At 36.5% G+C, this 22696-nt stretch carries 20 protein-coding genes and 1 tRNA gene; 7 read left to right on the forward strand and 14 right to left on the reverse strand.

Features of this window, described 5'->3' with window-relative positions; genetic code table 11:
* Nucleotides 1–100: 100 nt before the first annotated feature.
* Nucleotides 101–1198, reverse strand: coding sequence for a Bug family tripartite tricarboxylate transporter substrate binding protein (locus ISU02_RS14255; RefSeq protein WP_194702514.1), 1098 nt, complete (start codon nt 1196–1198; stop codon nt 101–103).
* Nucleotides 1199–1395: 197 nt separating this feature from the next.
* On the opposite strand from ISU02_RS14255, the gene ISU02_RS14260 reads away from it, so the two are divergent.
* Nucleotides 1396–2271: a LysR family transcriptional regulator gene (locus ISU02_RS14260; protein ID WP_194702515.1), complete on the forward strand. Its 876-nt coding sequence runs from the start codon at nt 1396–1398 to the stop codon at nt 2269–2271.
* A gap of 91 nt (nt 2272–2362) precedes the next feature.
* Here ISU02_RS14260 and aroA read toward each other — a convergent pair whose 3' ends face one another.
* The 10 genes from aroA to ISU02_RS14310 all read right to left on the reverse strand — a co-directional run bounded on the left by aroA (nt 2363) and on the right by ISU02_RS14310 (nt 12946).
* The gene (gene aroA, locus ISU02_RS14265; protein ID WP_194702516.1) at nt 2363–3652 is read right to left on the reverse strand and encodes a 3-phosphoshikimate 1-carboxyvinyltransferase; all 1290 of its coding nucleotides are present in this window, start codon (nt 3650–3652) and stop codon (nt 2363–2365) included.
* 243 nt (nt 3653–3895) lie between these two features.
* Entirely contained in the window at nt 3896–4642 is a 747-nt protein-coding gene (locus ISU02_RS14270; protein WP_194702517.1) for an IclR family transcriptional regulator, read from the reverse strand.
* A 60-nt stretch (nt 4643–4702) separates the two neighbouring features.
* Nucleotides 4703–5467 (reverse strand): type I 3-dehydroquinate dehydratase, encoded by a 765-nt coding sequence (gene aroD, locus ISU02_RS14275; RefSeq protein WP_194702518.1) that lies wholly within the window; start codon nt 5465–5467, stop codon nt 4703–4705.
* Nucleotides 5468–5482: 15 nt separating this feature from the next.
* Entirely contained in the window at nt 5483–6997 is a 1515-nt protein-coding gene (locus ISU02_RS14280; protein WP_323985048.1) for a tripartite tricarboxylate transporter permease, read from the reverse strand.
* A gap of 10 nt (nt 6998–7007) precedes the next feature.
* Complete coding sequence (locus ISU02_RS14285; RefSeq protein ID WP_194702519.1) at nt 7008–7535, reverse strand: tripartite tricarboxylate transporter TctB family protein; 528 nt, start codon at nt 7533–7535, stop codon at nt 7008–7010.
* A 186-nt stretch (nt 7536–7721) separates the two neighbouring features.
* Nucleotides 7722–8786, reverse strand: coding sequence for a Bug family tripartite tricarboxylate transporter substrate binding protein (locus ISU02_RS14290; protein WP_194702520.1), 1065 nt, complete (start codon nt 8784–8786; stop codon nt 7722–7724).
* A gap of 68 nt (nt 8787–8854) precedes the next feature.
* Nucleotides 8855–9658, reverse strand: coding sequence for a sugar phosphate isomerase/epimerase family protein (locus ISU02_RS14295; RefSeq protein WP_194702521.1), 804 nt, complete (start codon nt 9656–9658; stop codon nt 8855–8857).
* A gap of 633 nt (nt 9659–10291) precedes the next feature.
* Nucleotides 10292–11020, reverse strand: coding sequence for a hypothetical protein (locus ISU02_RS14300; RefSeq protein WP_194702522.1), 729 nt, complete (start codon nt 11018–11020; stop codon nt 10292–10294).
* Between the two features lie 9 nt (nt 11021–11029).
* Nucleotides 11030–11728, reverse strand: a complete 699-nt coding sequence (locus ISU02_RS14305) for a DUF5058 family protein (RefSeq protein ID WP_194702523.1) — start codon at nt 11726–11728, stop codon at nt 11030–11032.
* 18 nt (nt 11729–11746) lie between these two features.
* A complete protein-coding gene (locus ISU02_RS14310) occupies nt 11747–12946 on the reverse strand; it encodes a M20 metallopeptidase family protein (RefSeq protein ID WP_194702524.1) in 1200 nt (399 codons plus the stop codon).
* Between the two features lie 234 nt (nt 12947–13180).
* Between ISU02_RS14310 and ISU02_RS14315 the strand changes: the two genes are divergently transcribed.
* Entirely contained in the window at nt 13181–14491 is a 1311-nt protein-coding gene (locus ISU02_RS14315; RefSeq protein ID WP_194702525.1) for a hypothetical protein, read from the forward strand.
* Nucleotides 14492–14682: 191 nt separating this feature from the next.
* Here the strand turns inward: ISU02_RS14315 and ISU02_RS14320 are convergent, their stop codons facing one another.
* Both ISU02_RS14320 and ISU02_RS14325 read right to left on the reverse strand, forming a co-directional pair.
* Nucleotides 14683–15777 carry an ABC transporter ATP-binding protein gene (locus ISU02_RS14320; protein ID WP_194702526.1) on the reverse strand — a complete coding sequence of 365 codons (1095 nt, stop codon included), beginning with the start codon at nt 15775–15777 and terminating at the stop codon, nt 14683–14685.
* A gap of 127 nt (nt 15778–15904) precedes the next feature.
* Nucleotides 15905–16891, reverse strand: a complete 987-nt coding sequence (locus ISU02_RS14325; RefSeq protein WP_194702527.1) for a 1,4-dihydroxy-2-naphthoate polyprenyltransferase — start codon at nt 16889–16891, stop codon at nt 15905–15907.
* 351 nt (nt 16892–17242) lie between these two features.
* Here ISU02_RS14325 and ISU02_RS14330 point away from each other — a divergent pair, with 351 nt between their 5' ends.
* The 3 genes from ISU02_RS14330 (at nt 17243) to ISU02_RS14340 (ending at nt 19377) form a co-directional block, all read left to right on the forward strand.
* Complete coding sequence (locus tag ISU02_RS14330; protein WP_194702528.1) at nt 17243–18082, forward strand: YitT family protein; 840 nt, start codon at nt 17243–17245, stop codon at nt 18080–18082.
* 22 nt (nt 18083–18104) lie between these two features.
* Complete coding sequence (locus tag ISU02_RS14335) at nt 18105–19190, forward strand: hypothetical protein (protein ID WP_194702529.1); 1086 nt, start codon at nt 18105–18107, stop codon at nt 19188–19190.
* Between the two features lie 111 nt (nt 19191–19301).
* Nucleotides 19302–19377 (forward strand) — tRNA-Thr (locus ISU02_RS14340).
* Nucleotides 19378–20006: 629 nt separating this feature from the next.
* Here ISU02_RS14340 and ISU02_RS14345 read toward each other — a convergent pair.
* Complete coding sequence (locus ISU02_RS14345; protein ID WP_194702530.1) at nt 20007–20816, reverse strand: hypothetical protein; 810 nt, start codon at nt 20814–20816, stop codon at nt 20007–20009.
* 510 nt (nt 20817–21326) lie between these two features.
* On the opposite strand from ISU02_RS14345, the gene ISU02_RS14350 reads away from it, so the two are divergent.
* Nucleotides 21327–21629 carry a hypothetical protein gene (locus tag ISU02_RS14350; protein WP_194702531.1) on the forward strand — a complete coding sequence of 101 codons (303 nt, stop codon included), beginning with the start codon at nt 21327–21329 and terminating at the stop codon, nt 21627–21629.
* Between the two features lie 150 nt (nt 21630–21779).
* Nucleotides 21780–22670 (forward strand): DNA/RNA non-specific endonuclease, encoded by an 891-nt coding sequence (locus tag ISU02_RS14355; RefSeq protein ID WP_194702532.1) that lies wholly within the window; start codon nt 21780–21782, stop codon nt 22668–22670.
* The last annotated feature ends 26 nt before the right edge of the window (nt 22671–22696 follow it).

Below are 22696 nucleotides of genomic sequence, written 5' to 3' on the forward strand. Positions count from 1 at the left end.
AAATATGATTTTAAGAAACTCTTGCCTTGTGGCAAGAGTTTCAAAGTTATAAAATCTCTTAATTTAGCTTTTTTTAATTTAGCTTTTATTGATCAACTGATTATTCATTATATTTTTCTATTTTGAATTCTTCAGGACTTATTTTTGCAACACCATTCTCATATTGCAACCAGCAAATCATAGACTGCCAAGAGTGATAAAAGTCATAGATTTCTTCTTGTGTTTTATATTTTTTATATAAAGGTTCTGCTTGGTTTCCAGAAACAAATGATGTCCATTCTTCTTCTTCAAATGCCTCAAGAGTCGCTTTGCGTAGCACCTCAATCACAGCCTCTGGAGTCCCCTTTTTAACAAGCAACGATAAAGGTGTTAAAGGTACATTTAAATATTTTTCAGATTCCGGTAGAGCTTCAGTAAATGCAGGCACATCTGGTAATCCAGCAATGCGTTCATTGGAAAATACTGCAAGCACTTTTACATCACCACTATCAATATAGCCTGTGGTAAATGATAAATTGGGATTTGTAAAATCAACTTGTTCACCGATAACGCCTAGAAGTGCATTAGTACCGCCATCAAATGCAGTCATTGCCACATCATAGCCCAACTCTTTTAAAATTAAGCCTTGATTATGTCCACTCCCTCCTGGTCCAGAATGCGACATACTCACTTTACCAGGGTTTGCCTTTATATCCGCTAGTAATTCTTCTATCGTATTGTATTTAGAATTTTTAGACACGACAACGAGCTTAGGATCGTTGACAACAACAGAAATTGGAACAAAATCATCATAAGACAAATCACTGATTCCCATTGTACGATAAGTGCCCAATGTTTCTGGTGCAAAGAGAACTGTATAGCCATCCGCTGGCGCATCAAATACATATTTAGTTCCAATAGAACCAGATGCACCGCTTTGATTTGAAACTGTAATTTGAGCATTTAAATGTTTTTCAAGTTGTGTAGCTAGCATTCTTCCGTACGTATCTGTTCCACCACCAGCACCATAAGGCACAATCATTGTAATCGCACGATCTGGATAAGTGTTTTTTTCTGCTGCTTCACTATTTTCTTGTGCGGGTGTTTGATCAGCTGCTTTTTCTTGTGCAGGTGATTCACTTTCTACACTACATCCAGGTAAAAAAGCCATTACAGACATTACTAAACACAGTGTAACAACTCGCAAAATATGCTTCATACTTTTCTTCCCCCTAAATACTTATTTAATACATTGTAGTTAACTTCAATTAGATTTTATCATTGCCCTTGAAAACTGTCTAATACCTACTGTTTTATAGATACATAACCCATAAGTAATAATAACTTTTAAGGATACTAGTATACAATCTTGTTTTTTCATAATATACTTATTATCGAGGAATGCAGGAGGAATCTATGGAAATTTTACAATTAAAATATTTTAAGAAAATTGCTGAAGTTCAAAATTTAACAAAAGTTTCGCATGAGTTACATGTCTCGCAACCTGCTTTGAGCAAAGTGATTAAAAATTTAGAAAACGAACTCGGTGTAAAACTCTTTGATCGCAAAGGCCGTTATATTGATTTAAATGATAATGGTCACATCTTTTTAAAACATGTAAATATCTGTTTAAATGCACTTAGTGATGCCAAAAAAGAACTCCATGACTTCAATACAACCACTCAGTGCAATATCACGCTTTACGTTCAAGCTTCAATGTATCTCTTACCTAAGCTGATTCAATCTTTTAACGATTGTTACCCTAACATACATTTTTTGATCAACCAAAAGCAATTTTCACAGACACAAATTAAAAGTGATTTTAGAATTTATGCACCCAATCCAGAAGACCCTCTCCAAGATAATGAAGTTACCATCATCGATGAAGAACTCATTATATTATGCAATAAAACTCATTGGTTAAGCGCACACACACATATTAATCTATCTGAGCTGAAAAACGAGACTTTTATCAGCTTGCCCAAATATACAACACTTAGGCACATCACTGACCAACTCTGTGCCACTGAAAACTTTAAAGCCAATATTATTTTAGAGTCATCAGACTCACCCACCATCTTAGAATTGGTCAGAAATGGCATGGGCATTGCACTAGTCCCTCAGCTTACATGGGGCAAATTCCAGCAATCTGATTATCATACGGTACGCATTACCAATCCAAAGTGTCGCCGTAAAATTAATCTTCTTTGGCAGAAAAATGTAGACAAAAGCAATGCAACTCAGCTCTTTAAAGAACACGTCATTCAATTTTATAAAAACTTAGCCACATAACAAAAACCATCGGTTCCACCGATGGTTTTTGCTATGTGTTCGATATATATTCCCGCCAAACAACGGGAAGGTAAAGGTAAGAAGGGGGCTATTATTCAATTATTTCAAAACTTGCGCCTAGATTGTTCATGCTTTGAATAAAATTAGGATATGAAACACTGGAACACTCTATATCCTTGACTATTAATTGCTCTGACATTGTCAAGCCAGCCACCATTAACGCCATTGCAACACGATGATCATCATGGCTATCTACAATTGCACTCTTAAATGGCTTTCCACCTATAACAATTAGGTTTTCGCCTTCACTGAAAACTTCTACACCCATTTTTAACAGCTCTTCTTCCATAACGGCAACACGGTCAGTCTCCTTCAGTCTAACGACCTCAAGACCAGTAAATTCTGTTTGACCTTCAGCACATGCTGCTGCAATGCATAGTATAGGTAACGCGTCTGGCGTATTTCTCAAATCGATAGAAATACCCATTAGAGGTTTTCCACCTCTAATGTGAATATTGCCTTTTTCAACATCTTTTGTGATGTCTGCACCCATTTTGATCAAAACGTTAACAATCTCTTTATCTCCCTGAAGATCATTAAAATCAACCCCTTCAATAGTAACTTCCGAGTCCGTTACAATTGAAGCCACAAGGGGAAACAAGACGCCTGACCAGTCACTTGCCACAGTCTGATCTTGTGCTTTATAAGATTGTGGTCCAAATATATCATATTGAGAATAATCATTATTTTTTTCAACTGCTACTCCATATTTTTTCATCCAGTCCAAAGTCATATCGATATAGGGCGTTTCCATTGGTGTCGTTACATTTAGTGTTGTTTTGCCTTCTATTAAAGTTGATGCCAGTAAAAGCCCTGTTACCTGAGGCGATATTTTGCCTTCTATCGTTATCGTTCCCGCTTCCATTTTGCCTTGGATAACAACAGGCGGTGCATCCACTTCAGGCCGAGTTGTATACGCGGTAACCTTTGACTGATTCAATGCTTCCAATAATTTATTAATAGGCCTTGACCTAATTTGTTCATCACCAGTAATAATTGTTGTCCCTTCAATAGTACCTGCTAGTGCTGTGCCGATGTATGTGGTTGTCCCTGAATTGCCGCAATCTACGACATCATCTGGCAATTTTAATTTTCCCGATGTACCTTCAATTTCCCATTGACCCTCTTTAACAACACATTTTGCCCCAAAACTCTTAGCAACGCGTAACGCACTCAAACAATCTTCACTGGTTAAAGGATTTCGAATTGTAGATACGCCTTCTGCCATTGTTGATATGAGAACAGCTCTTATCGTATGGCTCTTTGATCCCGGCACTCTTATAATGCCCTTTAGACAACTACGCTTTATTTTGGCTTGCATTATTTTACCTCACATTCATTATTCTTTATAAATTCATGATATCGGCAAAAACACTCAGCGTCCAATACCTATCTCTTTATATACTATTAACCTAGAAGTTATATACAAGCATTAAAAGACATCCTCTGAATGTTTAAAATGGATCCCCTCCGTTAAAGCGCTTCCCTTAATATAGGCTTTCCTCAATGCAAAAAAAATCCCTCTCATTCCTGAGTGGGATTTTAACCATAAAATAACCTGTACTTATTTAGAATCTGCTCTATAACCTAAGTCTTCTGATACGCTACGTGCCATCAACAATGTATCTGCTATTTTTTCTTTTAGCTCTTCATCTTGAAATCTAGTAAACAATCCTGTCATTGTAAACGATGCGACAACTTTTCCCTCGCTATTTCTCACAGGTGTTGCAATGCAAGATACCCCCTCTGCTTTCTCTCCAGTTGAGAAAGCAAAACCATCTGCCTGAATTTTTTCAATCGCCGACCACAAAAAGAGATCATCTCCTATAAGTTTGCGCTGGTGATTAATAGGTTCATAAGCAAGGAGCAGTTTCCCTGATGCACCTGAAACCAGTGGCAAACAATCACCTTTCCCAATAGCTTGTTTCAATGCTCTAGTCGTCTCAAACCGTTCTATGCAAATTATATTATCGCCTTCAACTGTATACAAGCTGATGCTTTCATCATATTTTTTATTTAACTGATCCATATAAATTTTTGCTGCTTCAACGAGATGATCATATTTCATTTCAGAACAAAGTGACCCTAAAATAGCCATCTTTGGCCCTAAAGAATACTTCTTATTACTATTTTTGGATAAATAATCCTTTTGAGCTATGGTATTTAACAAGCGATAGGTGGTGCTTGGTGATAATGAAACCTTTTCAGCAATTTCATTCAATGTAAATTCATGTTGATCGCCCAAAAAACAATCTAAAATTTCTAATGCTCTGTCGATTGAGCGAATTGTAAGACCTTTCTTATCATCCATATGGTCACCTCCTTTTAAGAATTATAGCATAGAAACCCTAAATTATCTATATCCCTTATACTACATTGCCTTCAACAAAATTTCCAAAACTTGATTGAGTTGTTCCACTGGAATCTGACCCGGTGCAGATACTTGACCAACTGCGCCAAAAGTCATGGCAGATCCGAAAGCGGAACCAGCCAATCGACTGATGACACCCATTGACGACATTGACATCGTCACGATTGGACGATCTGCATACTGTTTATACATTTTTAAGGTTGCACTCAAAAGTGTCAACACATCTTCCATAGAATTTGGCATCACAGCAATTTTAGGAATATCACCCTCTAGTTCAATCATTTTTTTCATTCTAAAAATGAGTTCATCTTCAGAAGGGGTTTTATGAAAATCATGATTTGACATGATCACCAATTTGCCAGCACTATGAATATTCTGGACATTGTTCTTGACGATATCGTCACCAGAGAACAGCTCTACGTCAATAATATCCACATAGCCACTTGCCGCCACTATTCGATTGAGTTCAGTGTAGGCCTCCATATCTATGGCCTTTTCTCCACCTTCTTTTAGAGTTCTAAACGTGAAAATAATAGGTGTTTCACCTAAAAGACCTCTCATTGAAGCGGCAACTGCCTCAACTTTATCGAAGTCAAAAACATCTTCATAAAAATCAACACGCCACTCTATGAAATCTATACCGCTCAAATCCATTTGTGCCGCTTTATCTAATATTTCCGTTTGGGTTTTTCCCACAATTGGGACAATGATCTTTGGTTTTCCTGCTCCAATTTTTACACTTCTTACGTCATAAATCTTATTCATGATACCTCCAAATTATTATACTGCCTTTACGTCTGCCTTCGCATCACGTGCTGCTTTCCATTTTTTATAAGTTTTAGTCTGTGTGCCGAACATCACAACAATTAGCGCAAAGAGACTAAATGATATTGGGCTATGAAAAATGCTTAAGATAAGTCCTGAAACCGACTTGTTCAGCAAAATACCTCTTCGGTAGTTTTCCTCTAGTAATTTGGTTAGAATAATGCCAAGGACACATGGTGCAACTGGGTAATCATAACGTTTAAAGAAATATCCTAAGACACCGAATCCAATCGCCCAAAACATATCGAAGAGACTGTTGTTAATCGCATAGGACCCTACCACAGATAAAATAATGATAATCGGCAATAAGATGCCCTTTGGAATCTCTACTATTTTAGTAAAAATTTTAATCCCCGTCATGCCGAAAAACACCAATGCTATACTTGCAATAAACAGACAGCTTACGATCAGGTAAAACATATCTGGAGAAGCCGTCATCATATTAGGTCCTGGTTTTAGACCGTGTATGGTCAAAGCACCTATCATGACTGCAGTGACAGCATCTCCTGGAATACCTAAGGTCAACATTGGAATAAACGCTCCACCAATCGCCGCATTATTCGCCGCTTCTGGTGCAACTAATCCTTCAACAGCACCTTCTCCAAAAGGCACTTCTGGATTCTTAACCGTTCTCTTCGCTTGATCATAAGTCAGCAGTGCCGCTATATCGCCACCTGCACCTGGTAAAGCACCTACTAAAACGCCCACAATTGAGGATCTAACCGTAAGGGGCATATATTTTTTTACGACATCAAGAGATGGTACAATTTTATCGATTTTTTGTTTAATTGGCTGGATATCTTTAGTCGTTATTTGAACTAGAGCTTCTGCTATTCCGAACAACCCAATCATTGCAACAACATAATTAACACCTGGTAGCAGATAGGTTACCCCAAATGTAAATCGATGTGCGGCGGTCATGGAATCCATCCCAATAGTCCCCAACAAGACACCTATAGCTGCTGTCGTCAAGCCTCTAAATATAGATTTACTGCCGATACTGCCAACCATCATCATTCCCATAACACCAAGCAGTAAATAATCCACTGAAGTAAACTTAAGGGCAAGCTTAGAAACCAAGGGTGCAAAACATGCAAGAACGACAATTCCAATTAAGGTCCCTACGACCGATTGGCTTGTTGCAATCCCCATCGCCCTTCCCGCTTCTCCTTTTAACGCCATTGGGTAGCCATCCAGTGCAGTTGCCACAGCCGCTGGCGCTCCAGGAATATTGAGCAAAACAGCAGACCTTGACCCACCATAGACAACCCCTACAAAAACGCCTAACATCAATGCAATCGCTGGATTCGTTTCCCATCCAAATGTGAATGATACGAGCAAGGAAACTGCCATCGTACCAGACAAGCCAGGTATTGCACCTATATAAATACCTGATAAAACGCCTATTGACACTAATATTAACAAGTGAATATCCATTATTGGCACTAATAAATACTGTAAAACACTCACATGAACCTCCTTATGGCAACACGACTTTAAAAACAGTTGAGAACATGATAAATATAAAAGCTAAGCTCAACGCTGTCCAAAGCACATTGTGTAAATACTTTTTCATCATTAAATAACACATACTACCCCATAAAAAAATGGGTGTTACAATGTAAAAACCCAGCCCCATATTTAACAGGAAGCAATAAATAAGAATAAATGAAAAAATGACGAGAACATCTTTTGGAAAAATATATTGGCTTGCTTGCTTTATTTTCTCTATAAGAGAAACGCCTTTATCATAGATGGATCTTTTAAAATCTGTTATGAAATTTACAAGGGAAAAAATAACCACAAGAACACTTACAAAGAGTGGTACAGCAGCATAAGACGAAGCTCCTGGCGTTTCAGAATACATTACAAGAGAATGGTAAGTAAAAAATAGTCCAACTGCTAGTAAAAATAAGCTAAATCCATTTTCACCTGGCTTAAGCTTGTTTTTAGAGGCTTCAATAGTCTCTACCTCTTTATTTTGTAATTGATTTTGATCATCAGTCATCGAATTTACTCCTTTTCAAATACAAACTGAGAAAAGTTGCTTTTAAAGCAACTTTTCTCGAAATAAAATTATGAGTTAACGTTCCAAAAGTCAAAAGTTAAGCAACCATTCCCCCTATAATATCGCTTACGAGAAGTATGCGGTAGCACATAAGGCAAAGGGAATTGACTTTCAACACTCTAATCCTTATTTTAAGCCCAGTTCTTCAGGTGATTTGGTTATAGAACCGCTTTTGTATAATGCTTCAGCAGTATTTAATTGCCAGTTTTTAAGATATGTTTTAGCTTCTTCGCCTTTAATGCCCAATGGATTGATATTAAAGCTTGCTAAAATTTCTTGATATGAAGAATCTTCAAATGCAGCCATAAAGCTCTCAGATAACTTGTCTATTACAGCTTGGTCTGTTCCCGCATTGACAAATACACCGTAAAAAGGGCCCCAAGGTAAAAATTGATCAAAGTCTGGATAATCATCAGTGATTAAAGACACTTCTTCAAGTTTTTCGATTTTATTCTTGCTAAATAGAGAAATATATTTCCAATCTCCAGAAAGATGTGATTCTAAGCCCGATTGAATTTTAGCCACTGTAAGATCACATTCGCCACTAATAACTGCTGTACGTGCAGAAGCATCACTGTCATATGGCACTTGATTGAAAGTCGCTCCTGTTACTGCTGTGATGTAAGAAGCCACAGACCACGGCAATCCGCCTTTCCCTGTTGTCGCCAACGTGATTGTTCCAGGATTTGCTTTAGCTGCATCGATGAGTTCAGTAAGTGTTGCATATTTTGAATTCTTGCCCACTGTGATGCCCACGGTTTCATCACCGATAATGATCACAGGTTCAAAATCTTTATAAGTCAAGTTGATAATATCAAGCATGGTATAGAGTTGTGGGTTTTCAGCCCCCATGAGCAAGGTATAACCATCTGCTGCAGCGTCATGAACATATTGAGTTGCAATAGAACCCGTACCACCCGTTTTATTTTCAACAACAATACTCTGTCCAATGTGCTTTTCAGCCAATGTTGCAAGCGGTCTCATAAGTGAATCTGTGCCGCCGCCTGCACCCCATTGAACAATACCACTGATATTTTTTGTAGGAAATGCATCATCAGCTGCTTGAGTCTTTTCTTGTGCGTTAGCCACCAGCTCATTGCTCGCTGCTGCTACAGGTTCTTCTGCCTTTTTCGAGCAACCTGCTGCAAAAATCATAATAAAAATTAGCCCCAAAATCATTATTTTTTTCATAGTCCTTCTCCCTAAACCTTATTTTTTAGTACCTATTATCAAGGCCATACACTGATCAAAGTCAATGATTAGCCTAAATAATCTTTCGCGGATTGCAGACATCGCCTTGCATGTTCTGCGTACCCCAGTTCCCTGACTCTAGCAATATGAGGTAATTCAAGTGTATAAAGTACTTCTGGCATCGCTTCTACGATGCTCTTAATGTCGATGCCACCTTCTCCAACATACAAGCGCTCATCTCTCCCCGTATGGATGAGTCCCTCTTTAGTTGTTGGGATTTCGGCAGGTCCATCGCAAAGATGTAAAAAATGAAAATATTCTTTTGGTACTTTTTTAAGTGCTTCTATTTGAACCCTAGATCGATTAAAGTGTAACGTATCCACCATAATGCCTGAATTAGGAGCTTTTACAGTCTCAATCACTTCAAGTGCTTCAGATAGATTCTTGACATTTGCCCAAGTTACGAATTCTAATTCTACACTCAAATCATATTTTCTAGCGATTTCACAAACTCTAGAAAAGCTCTCCATATAAAAAGCTTTATCGGGTGTCCAAATACTGCTTAAAACATGTTTTGCACCTAATTCTGCAGCGGTTTCAAAACAGCGTTCATATTTTTCAAAATCCATCTCTTCACAAATTTTTGCAAGTTCTATATCGTTGACTTTTACGCCAGTCTCCAGTATTGCCCTTTTTGTTGCACGAAACATTGCCTTATTTTTCGACAAGTCATAATCGGGTTCGTTGGGTAATCCCATGAAAATTGGCCTTATGCCAACATAATCATAACCCGTCATTGCTGCAATATAAATCATCTCAGGTGGTGCACATCCCAGCACAGTCAAGTGCGCTAACGAAAATTTTTTATCCATTCTGCCATCTCCATTTTTTTATTTTAAGTAAATAGATACATAACATTTTATTGGTTCATTTTATCGATGTATTCCATAGATTTACTTTATGCTTCCACCACTTATGCATTTGCCTGTATTACAATTTAAAAACTAAATTTCGCATGACGAAATTATTTAAAAATTTCGCATAAAACTTGATTTACCCTAAACCATCACAGTACACTTTAAAAATCAAGAAAAGAGTCTAAAAATAATTCAATTTAATTTCATCTGATGGAATTAAAATTTCTTTATGTGGTATTTCGTGTTCAGTTTATCATATTCATTAAGAATCCGCAATATATACCAGCTTTATTTTTGACTCTTTATTATCTTTTTTTTGAATATTCTATCATAATATATTCAAAATAGGCATTCTCATCTTTCTTTATACGATAGTTGATATTTCATCTGGCGGAATTTTAAATTTAAAATACAACAGCTTCCTCTCTATAATCCTGTACTATAGCGATGTCCCCAACAAAAAAAGAAAGCGATGTCATTTTTAAGCTGACACCACTCTCTTTTGAAATTTTTTATAAAAAAGATTTAATCTAATCACAGTGACTTAGATAATCAATTATCAATCAATAAATCGTTATCTACTGCCTATTAATTACTCGATTGTTGATCTTCAGGCAGTTTCACTTCAATTTTACCTTTTTTGAAGAGGTACTTCGTTGTGAAAAAAGTCACTGGAAGCGCTACTAGAATAATGACGCCTTGCAATTGCGACACCAGCATTGGTGACAAAAGATAAAGACCAATCACCAAGAGCAACGTCACAACACCACCTTTTAACCGCCCCTTTGCCAGTATACCTCCACCAAGTTGCGGACTGATTAAACTCAATGAAAATGCGCCAAAGAGCGAAGGCAAAATATAGTGGCTTGCAGTCTGCATTGCCTCTGTGGTAAGCAAAGGCTTTAACGGCACCATTAGCATTGCACCAAGCGCCATAACACTTATCGTCACGATTGATGAAGTTGCAACGGAAATTGCAGAAATAACATCACTTTCTTCTGTGCCCGGCTCAACGTTCAGCACCTTGACCGCATTCATGGCAACAGGCAATTTAAGATTCATAACATTACCTGTGATCAAAGTCAGATAAATCGACGACCCCAAAACAGGGGTATAGGATAACACCTCTGTTATCGTTATTGGTACAAAAATTGCCAATAAACCAATAGATGCTTTTATTATCGTCCCTACACCCGGAAACAAACCTGTATATAGACTCATGGCAACTGGAATGCCCATCATTACCATAATGGCACCTAATGCACTAATACGACCAAATCTGTGAATTGAATTTAAATATTCTTGAGTTGTTTTCATTTCTACCTCCTACCCCAGTAACTGTGTCCACAATACAGACGAAATCATTGCCCCTAGTAAACTTAATGCTAAAATGAAATTATTAAGCCAAAGCATCTTAAATTTTTTCACAAGCATTGAGAGAATCACAGCAATGCCTAAACTTGTGAAAAAAGTCAAGAGATTGACGCCACCTCCCATAAGCATTGGTACTAAGAAAACAATAATAATGGTCAACATAAATGTGCTATTGCCAAGTGCGCCCCATCTAGAATCTTTTTGTTTCATAGTCATTGTACCCATCTGAATTTTCTTTGAAAATAGAATAGCAGCTATCAACCCTCCTAGTATGCAAAGACTCATGACATACATAATGAGTATAAAATCCATCGATGTTGCATTTGCAAGTTCATGTCCTGTCGCTTTAAGAGACATGTCTGCCGCCATGATTTCATAACCTACTGAACCCACCACCGATAGTCTAAACCACGGCCAAGGCACACCGAGCATCGTTGCCAAACTAAAAAATCCGACCACAATAGCGATAGATGGTACTAAGCTGAATGAAACGGATGCTTTAATGACATTTGACAAATCTGTCTTTGTAAAACCCAAATTTTTGGCTCTATCCCATGATTTTTTTAAGAATATAATAGCGACCCCTAGTACATAACATATCCCTAAAATAACCAATAAGTATAACATCTTATTTTCCGAAATCGTCGACATATTTCCCCCTATATTTTTCTATTTTTGATTGAGGCAGTCCAATGCAAACTGTGCATAAATCGCTGCACCCTTATAAATATCTTTTTGATCAAATTTGGCCTTTGGATGATGCATTGGATAAGCATACCCCTCTTCAGAATTTCCCATGGAAAGTGCGATCATAACGCTTGGCACTTTTTGTGTTACAAAAGAGAAATCTTCTGAGCCCATCATTTTACCGCCTGGCATTGCCGATGCCATTGGAACAATGAACTCCTTTCCAAATTGGTTGCCAATAGTCTGATACATCTGATGGACTAAACTTTCGTCATTGACCACAGAAGGACAGCCTTTAACGTATTCAGTTGATGCAGTAGCTCTAAATAATGCTGCTGTGCCACTTGCAATCTCACCAATTCTTCTTTCTATAAAAATTCTTGTATCCTCGTCAAATGTTCTAACAGTACCTTTCATACTGGCCGTATCTGGAATGACATTAAATGTCGTCCCACCTTGCATCACACCTACTGTGACCACAGCACTTTCCGCTGCTGGAATTTCTCGACTTATGATCGCTTGTAATGACAAGTGAATATGAGAAATAATGTTAAGTGGATCCACAGAGCTCTCTGGCATTGCACCATGTCCACCTTTACCATTGACCACAATCTCAAAGGTATCTGAAGCGGCACTAGATGCGCCTGCATTTGGTATTATGATGTAACCTGATGGTAGAGGTATTCCCGTCACCACGTGAATCATCATAGCTGCATCTACTTTAGGATTTTCAAGCACCCCTTGCGCAACCATATATTTTGCCCCTTCAAGCGTTTCTTCCCCAGGTTGAAACATTAATTTTACGGCACCCTTCAACTCGTTCTCACGCATTTTTAAAACTTTCGCAGCTCCAAGCAACATGGTTGTATGGATATCATGTCCACATGCATGCATACAGCCATTTGTCGATGCAAAAGGAACATCCGTCTCTTCTTTGATCGGCAGTGCATCCATATCCGCCCTTAAGAGAACTACTTTCCCTTTACTCGGATCTCCTATAAGTGCAGAAAATGCTGAATTTCCATATTCAGTGACATCCACACCCATCTCTTTAAGTTGATTTTTAACATACTCGCATGTTTTGGGTAATGCCATACCCAGTTCAGGATTTTGATGAATCTTTTGACGATGTTGTAACAACTCTTCTTGTAAAGCTTTTGCAGATTCTAAAATAGAACTCATGTCAAACCTCCTATACTGTTTCATGCCTACTTTCAAATATTTCCTATAGTTAATAAAGACATTTAAAGACGTCTCTCGACGTTTGTTTTCAGCAGTATATCATTCGTCAAATTATCTGTCAATTGTTTTTAAGACATTTAAAGACTCTTTATGAGTTTTTTTGATTTATTCTTTAAAAACCTTGTGAGTTCCCTCAAAAGCACTTACAATCATATTATAAAAGGGGGGTATTTAGTGAAAATAAAAATCGGTTTTATACTCAGTAGGCCTTTTGTGCCTTTTTTAAACGAACTCCTACCAAATGTTGAAAGTTATTGCGATATCACTCAGCTTATTGCCGATCATAACAGTGAAGTTAAACACTTATATATGGCACATGTGAATGAAATGGATTGTTTTATTTTCAGTGGCAGTACATTTTATCAATCATTGACAAAAAAAATAGGCTTTCCAGAGAAACCTTGTTATGTTATAGATGATTTCGAAGGCAACTTGAATGACATATTCTTGCATTTATTACTCAACGATAGACAAGTCGATTTTAAGAGAATCTTTATTGATACAGCTTGTTCTTTCAATGATTATTTGGGGCTTAAGACCTTTTTAAAGCCTTCAGATTGGCCACACTTTAACAGTATTGACGATAAGAACATCAACATGGATGAACTTGTGAGTATAACCTTAGCACAACATATCAAACTTCATGAAGAGGGCAAAATTGATTTATCTATTACACGGTTTGGTACTCTCGTAAAAATATTGGATGACCTTGGTTATAAAAATGTCTATATGTATCCACCCAAAGAGTACCTTTTTAACTTTTTGATGCAAATTGTGAGCAGTTTTCACTTAAAGCGCTCTCAATCACAGTTCTCCGGGGCCATCGTCATCAATGTGCACAATGTATCTGCAGAACGCAGGGAGAGTATCACCGGTGAGCTGAATAACTATTTTATGAATTTAGCACAAATCAGCGGTTACGATTTTATATTTCAAATTAATTATGAGAAGATTGAAATATTTACTTCCTATCGCGACTTAGAAATTTTGACAAAAAATTTTACGGATTCAACAACTTTAAAAGCGCCTATGGATCAGTATGAAGGGGATATTATCATCGGCATTGGTACAGGAAAAAACGTCTACTCTGCCAAAGTAAATGCCCACAAGGCCCTCGATTACTCAAGCAATTCGTCTGATTTATACTTTGTCAATGAGGAAAATATACTTTTAGGCCCAATTGGTGCAGAGGTTCTCACGAGTATGGACAGTATTCCCAGTGATCAACTTCAATATTTTTCTAATAAATTTCATGTGAATCATATGAATTTACAAAAGATCATCGCTTTAACCAAACTTAAAGGGACTACTAAAATCACAGGATCTGAGCTTGCCGATTACTTGAAAATTACTTTGAGAAGTGCCAATCGCATCATCAATCGCATTGAAGAAAACGGCGGTGCCAAATGTTATACAGAAAAATTAGGTGAAGGTCGTGGACGCCCTAAACGTTATTGTGAAATGACTTTTATCAAAGAACTTTAAGGGCCAGATCATTCAAAACACCGCTTTGAAGATCGTTAGCATTACTTTTTCAACGACATTTTAATCAACATTTGTAACAGCTTTTAGGCAAGGCAAAAAGGACAAACCACTGAGGTCTGTCCTTTTTATAAGGTTTGTATCTATAATATGTGTGAGGGCTTAATAATGTTTCTTTGACCATTGATTGCAATTTAATATAAAATTGACTTTTCAGTTTCCTTGTCAAAGAAATGTAATTTATTAGAATCAAACGAAACTGATATTTCTTGGTTGAATTCCAAATCTACATTGCTATCTTCTTTAGCGATATACTGTTTGCCTTTGTATGTGAAGTATACATTTAAATCACTGCCTAGTAATTCAGTAACTTCAACTCTAACTTTGAGGCCTTTACCAGAAGCTTCAACTTTAATATCCTCTGGTCTAACGCCTAGTACAATATCCTTGCCAATATAGCCATTTGTTTTTACCATTTTAGCTGCATCAGAAGCAAGGTCAATTTCAGTACCATCTATCTCTGCAACCACCTTACCGTCTTTTTCAACGAGTTTGCCATCCATAAAGTTCATTTGAGGTGCACCAATAAAGCCGGCAACAAAGATATTTGCTGGATGATTATAGATTGTCTTTGGTTCTGCAACTTGTTGAATATTCCCTTCGTTCATAACACAGATTCTTGTACCCATTGTCATGGCCTCTGTTTGATCATGCGTTACATAGATAAAAGTCGTTTGAAGATCTTTATGCAATTTAATGAGCTCAGCTCTCATTTGAACCCTTAATTTAGCATCTAAGTTTGAAAGCGGCTCATCCATAAGAAATACTTCTGGCTTTCTTACAATGGCACGACCAAGAGCAACCCTTTGTCTCTGACCACCTGATAATTGTTTTGGCTTACGATCCAAAAGCGCTTCTATACCTAAAATTTTAGCGGCTTTCTCAATACGCTCTTTGATTTCTGTTTTAGGTGTTTTTTGAAGCTTTAGTCCAAACGCCATGTTGTCATAAACAGTCATATGCGGATATAAAGCATAGTTTTGAAATACCATTGCAATATTTCTATCTTTTGGTGCAACATCGTTAACGATTCTATCGCCAATACTCATCTCGCCTTCAGTAATTTCCTCAAGTCCAGCAACCATTCTCAAAGTTGTCGTCTTACCACATCCTGACGGACCTACTAAGATCATAAATTCTTTATCTGCGACTTCAAGATCAATGCCCTTTACAGCCTGAAAACCGTTTTCATATGTCTTTCTGATACTCTTTAGTGTTACGTTAGCCATGTTATCCTCCAATTAAAACTTTATCTTCTCATATTTACAGCACGTCTATTTACTATCCTCATTATATCGAAACCTCCAATAAAATGATATTGGAGGTCTTTACAAATTTTTTTGTGTAATTTGTACACTATAAAATCTGTTGAACGGCATAGAGTAAAAATCCCAAGATATAAATAGACGAAAATAACACAAAATTCTTCACCGCTAATATAAAAGTATTTGATTTAACAGGGTGCTCCACAAACTCCCATGACTTAGCTCTAACAACTGGAAATGTTGCAAGTGATGCTACCTGTATAGGTGGCAATGCATCTATCATAATGCCCAGAACAATTGATGCATAAGCACCGTAAACTGCCCAAAGATAGAGTTTTGTCGCCTGCTGTTCCCCTATTAATATAGGGAGTGTCATGCGCTTATTGATTTCATCCTCTGCCATATCACAAGTGTTATTTGCAAGCATTATGTTGGAAATTAAAAACATCATCGGCAGCCCTACTACAACAATATTTATGATCTCCCGCCAATTTAAAAAAATAACGGCCTCATTTAGAGTAAGCTTATAGGTTACAATGCCAAGCGGTACAATGTGAATATATGTGGATAAACCCACAATAACAATGCCCATAAAAAAGCCACTTACGGCCTCGCCTAATGGTGTTCTAGAAATTGGAACAGGACCAAAAGAATATAGAAGGCCTACTAAAAATGAAAACATGCCAATCCAAAGGACAATCCAATCTGTTTGAACAGCCAATATGACACCTAAAAAAGTGGCTCCTGAAACGAGTGCAATAATAACAGCTTTTGCATGTTCTTCAGTGTAAAGCGCTTTAGAGATGGGATTGTGCGCATCATAGTGAAAGCCCTCTTTCAAAACAGCTTTTTTATAATCCATATAGTGATTGCCGGTTGTCGTTGCCATATCAATCATCAATAGAGAAAAAAACATCAAGAGTGCATTTGCAAGATTAAACATATGATAACGCGTGATCGCATATAGTGTCCCTACAAAAAAAGGAAAAACACTTGCCGCTTTCGTTCTAATTTCAACAAGGTCCAGAAATGATTTGAGTTTTTCAAATTTGATTTTTTCCAGTTGTAACTTTTTCATGCGAACCTCCTCTTTTAACTTCTACCTTATTTTCTACTCTTTTTCTTTTTCATAACGAGTTCTTCTTTTACAACCGTTTTCTCACTTATAACCTTTAACTCATTTATGCCCTTTGTCTCATTTATACCCTTCATTTCAAATACAACCAACTAATTTTGGTAATTTCCTTTTGCCGAGAATATCCCTAAGCATCATATATACTTTAAGCATATGTATGTTACTTTTCATGTGTTGCTTTTTTATGTTTTGCTTTTCATGTGTTGCTTTTATACTTAAGGCTCTCTATAATGGGTATAGTCTCTATATAAACTTAAAAAATTCTATCATGAGAATACTAAAATGGAGGAAGCCATGCGTCTTATTAGAGAGTATTTTATGACCACACTGGGTGTGATTGTTGTTGCTATCGGTATTTGTTTTTTCCTTATACCAGCCAATCTTGCCACAGGTGGTATCACTGGACTTGCAATGGTGATTAATCACCTGATGCCAAGTATTTCAATTGGTGTTATTCTTTTATTTCTAAATATTATCCTATTCGCAGTGGGGTTTATTGCCATAGGTCCCCAATTTGGTGCAAAGACAATCTATGCTAGTTTTCTGCTCACTGGTGTTATCTACATTTTCGATACCTTCTTTAAACTATCCGGTCCAATGGCTGATGACTTGCTCGTCAACCTTATTGTTGGCATTTTGATACAAGGCATTGGCTTGGGAATTGTCTTTAATCAAAATGCTTCAACTGGTGGTACAGATATTATTGCAAAAGTGCTGAATAAGTTTATGCACTTCGATATTGGCAAATCTCTTTTGATGGCCGATTTTGTAGTTGTGATTTTAGCGGGATTGACTTTTGGCCTCAACTTAGGGATTTATGCCTTTTTAGGTATCGTTTTCAACGGCGTCATTATTGACAATGTCATTGAAGGCTTCTCCATAAAAGTGAGTGTCTCCATCATTTCAAAAGAATCCGATCAAATTCAAAAATATATTGTTGAAATTATTGAGAGAGGTGCTACAATATATACGGCGAAAGGTGCTTATACGATGTCCAATAAGGAAATTATCACTTCTGTTATGAGTAAAAAAGAGTTTATCCGACTCAAACGTTTTATAAAAGAAATTGATAAAGATGCTTTTGTGATGATTTCCAATGTGCGCGAAGTGCTTGGCGAAGGTTTTTACAGTTAATTTCAAATACGAGAGGTGCTCTATGCGCAAGTTTGATTTTGTTATACTATTGAGTCTGTTTATGTTATCTAGTCTTCTCATATTATCAGGTTGTTCTAATACCTCTGAGACCGGAAAAAGTGTAATTTCAAGCGAGAATACGCCAGTCTCTGCGAATGCATCCAACACCTCAAATAAAACAGATGCATCCAGTGCGTCAGACGCTTCTGAAATAGATGCTCAAGCTTCTGACGCGAGTAGCCACGATGAGACCTATGCCGTTTTTATGAGTAAATCCCCTAGTTTAGCCGATCTTGCAATTTATGTGGATACTCATGTGTCCTCTGCTTCTTCGGAGCTTGCAAATCAAATGTTACAAGATTGGATTGTGATGCTGGATTTATCCTCTTCTGAACGTGATACGGTTTTTTATGGTGGCGATTCAGAACTCTATTATAATGAACTTGCCAGCGTTGCAAGTTCACTGTATACAACTTATGGTTCAACACTTTTTATGGGCAGTCAGAAAGAAGACGTTGCAGCAAAGATTAAGAATCCCGATGTTCAGAATTATCTCTACGCACTTTACAAGGAAGGCTACGGCTTAACGTCCTCTGAGGGCTTATTTTATGCTTATCCAGATTATATTTATATATTAGAACACTATGGACTATACGCTTCTAAATCGCTAAATCAATACCTTAATGTCTTGGTAACTGAGATTCAGGAACCTCTTTTTGCTGAGGAGACACTCAATGTTTCTGTTGAAACACTCTTCGAGAGAACTTATTACTATGAAACATTATTTGCCAACACGCCAGACCTCCACGAAAAGCTCCGCATCAATTTGGCGAGTCTTTTAAATATGTGCTACTACAGACTTCTTGTGCCATCCTCTTATGATATGCTCGATGATGAACATAGAGTATCTGAGTCGCTTAAGACATTTTATCAAGCTGGTGCAAATCATACCGAGACACCTGTTACAGCTGCTTTATGCAAGGAAATGCTCGCTTTCTTTGATGAAAAAAATAATGTTCTAAATGTATTTGATGATCCTAGCATCTATGATCATGCAAACCAATATTTTGAGGATGCATTAGGAAATTCACTCCACATCGGGGAGTGATTTGGATAGCATATCTTAAATCTTATTTTATGGAATGTTTATAATAAATAATGCATACATCATTTTATACTTTACAAAATAGTGAATATCTTTTATAATGTATGAGGATGTGCCGTCTTAGCTCAGCAGGTAGAGCAACGCCATGGTAAGGCGTAGGTCGAGAGTTCAAATCTCTTAGTCGGCTCCATTTAAATAAAGGGCTTCTAGCGATTCGCTAGGAGCTTTTTTATACCCTAAAATTAGGATTCATAGACACTGGATCTTCAGAACAAATTGTTTGCATAAAGAAGTTTACTACCGTTATAAATTCTAGTAAATTTTAATGATTTGAAATCAAGTAAAAGGGGCTGTCATTCCGGACAGCCCCATGTTTATAAGTATTTTGTGAACTCATTATTCTCTAAATATCAAATATATCCTTTTCCCATAAGTATATTATTGAAAAAATGAAAAACCAAACTATATGTTTAAGCCATCATTTCAATCGGACTTTGCAATATGGACAATGCGTTGGATTAATTACATACCGATTGAACCATCGATGACAATTCGGACATCTTCTTATTACATAATAAAAAAATAACATACATACAATAAATATTATCAAGAGTCTTTGAAAAATAAATCCCCAAAATATATTGTCTTCTGTTAATAATATTGCTACAACAAGAAAGGGCAATATTATTATACTGCTCACTATGCAAATAGAATTAAGTTTCTGAATTTTAGCATATTTTTTAATTATTTGCTCTTCATTTTTATTTGTATTCATATTAACCTCTCAAAATACTATTGAAAAACACTTCATAAAATAAATTAATTCATATATTTTTGAACGTTATGAAATTCAGTTCTCGCATTAAATAACTCTGTCGCAGATAAAGAGCCATAGCTAGTTATCTCGGCTGCACTAAAAAAAGAACCTGCTCCAGGTATTGCTTCAAGAGCTGAAACTACCAATCCAAATAGTTCATATCTATTAATATGACCATCTGAAAGACTATTAATCAATCCGGACACTGCACCCCATGCAGCAACCTGTTGATTAAGGCCACCACAACTTGCCATTGTATGCTCTAAATAAGAATCCGCATTTTTAACACATCGTTTAAAATCAAAGGCATCACCATATGCCCTATTACTCGAATTAATGTAAGGTGTCGTTAATGATTCACCTGGTATTGTTAACTTGAATTGTAACATAGTATATGCACCAGAATATGCAAAAGAATATGCAAAATAGTTACTATTGTATGAATCCGAAACTGTATAACTTCTTACTGAATCATTACTTCTTTGTTCATTTAAATCAACTCTAATAATCAAATTATCAGTCATTTTAGATAAAGCAGGACCTCTCAGGCTATTTGTTGTATTTCCTTTTCCTAACGAATATAAAGAAAGTACATTTGTTTTTTTATTGAGAACTGACTTTGAAACAGTCCCATTGTATTCAACAATGGTGACTTTTTCATTGCTGTTATCTATTACAACATTCACTGAATATACTTCCCCATTCTTATCATGTCTTATTTCCTTACTATCTGCAAAAGACGGACTTAAAACCGTTAGCATTAAGGTAAATGACATAATTAATGATAATATTTTTTTCTGTATCTTTTTCATAACTGTTTCTCCTTATAAATTATAATTAGATGTATGTACATACGGCCAATACAAATATACCATTTTATTTCTAATATGTAAATATATATATTTTTTTTAAAATTAACATTCATACCCTAAAAAAATGGTATCTTAGTTCTTCAATGTTTACAATAGATTAGGCCTATTTGGAACGATTGACGTCCTATTTAGTATTTTTATTTAATATAATTACTCATTTTACATTTTGAGGAATTTATTTTTTTTAATCTACTTGAAAAATAAAATTTAATCTAAAAGCGTTAGATAAACTCTATGTTATATTTCATGTCTTCATTCATCCTGCTCTTTCATACATGCCGAAAATGGTGTACACTTAAAAGCGATTAGTATAATGATAATCCATTTCGATATTTAAGCTCAGACCACTAAAAGAATTTATACTAATCTCATCAAAAGGCAAAGTTGACGTCCTATTCAATAAGAAGTCACTTATTCAAATAACAAATCACAACAAAGGAGTTTCCACAAATGATCCAGATTATCGAAAAAAAACCTTATTCTGCACCTACTATCATAGAATTTGAAGCCAAATGTATCACTGATTTAGAACGTACATTTGAAACCAATTACACCCAACAGCGTATAAGTGCTGATCTCTATTTACTCGCTAAAACCGATGAGGATTATGAAGAAACCAATCTTATTTTGGGCGATCAAGTCATCTCTGGTACGGTTTATGTCGTAAAAGGCACTCCTTCGGAGCTCACTAGCGTCACAACGGAAGACTTAGTCACTTTTAAATCATTGGCCAGATTTATTGAATTCAACTGAATTTCACTCTGTGGCAAATTAACGATGCTCTATCCTTTTATAAAATCAAAACGCCAGTTTCTAGAATATATCTAGAAACTTTTTAATGCTACAAAAACACGAAATGTGTGCAAAGACTTAAAATAACAAATCATAAAGGACCATATAAATATGAAAAAAACACTCCGCTGGACAAGTTTAATCACTACTATTATCATCCTTATCATCACATTTTTGAGCAATACAACTGACTTAAATACTTTCTTGATCTTTTCAAATGCAACACCCAGTAATTATGATGCCGTTCAAATAGAGATTATGTCGGATAACATCATATTCAACGGCAAATCCTACGAGATAGTCGAAGTGGAAGGCGGTGATCAATCTGGCTCTAGACTTCCCAATGTTGCTGTGGATATTGGATTTGGAGACAGACAATACTGGGGATTTACAAATGAGTACAGCCAGCTTGTCTATGTATATGCCAATCAAATCGTTCTTCAAAACGACAGAACTGAAGCCGTACTCTCCACAGGGAGATACTACAGTGATGAAGCAAGAGTCCCAGGTACAGAACGGCCATACCTTGATCAGGGACATGTCATAGCCGATAGTCTCGGCGGTGTTTCAAATGCCTATAACATAACACCCCAAGACAGTACATTAAACCGACATGGTGATCAAGCCTATATGGAAAAGACAATCCGTGATGCAAACGGATGCGTTGATTTTTACGCTTCGATTACCTATCCCAATCATTCAACACAAATTCCTTCTCAATATAAGATTCAATACCAACTCAAAGGTCGAAAAATTGTAGATGAATTTAAAAATGTAGATCCAGATGAAGCAAACCGTTTGCTTAACTCTGAAAGCAATGATCCCCAACAAACAGATTCATTTGATGAACAAGCAGAGCTTAAAAAAATAGATGTCAATCAAAATGGTATCGTTTCAATTGCCGAAGCACAAGCAGCAGGTTATAAAATGCCTATTTATGCTGACCACTGGCTATATATATATATGACGGATGCTGATGGTGATGGGAAAGTAGGCAAATAATCGCCTTAAACACCTAAAACTGACGT

It is taken from the genome of Fusibacter ferrireducens, assembly GCF_015352425.1.
In the GTDB taxonomy this organism is placed as follows: domain Bacteria; phylum Bacillota; class Clostridia; order Peptostreptococcales; family Acidaminobacteraceae; genus Fusibacter_A; species Fusibacter_A ferrireducens.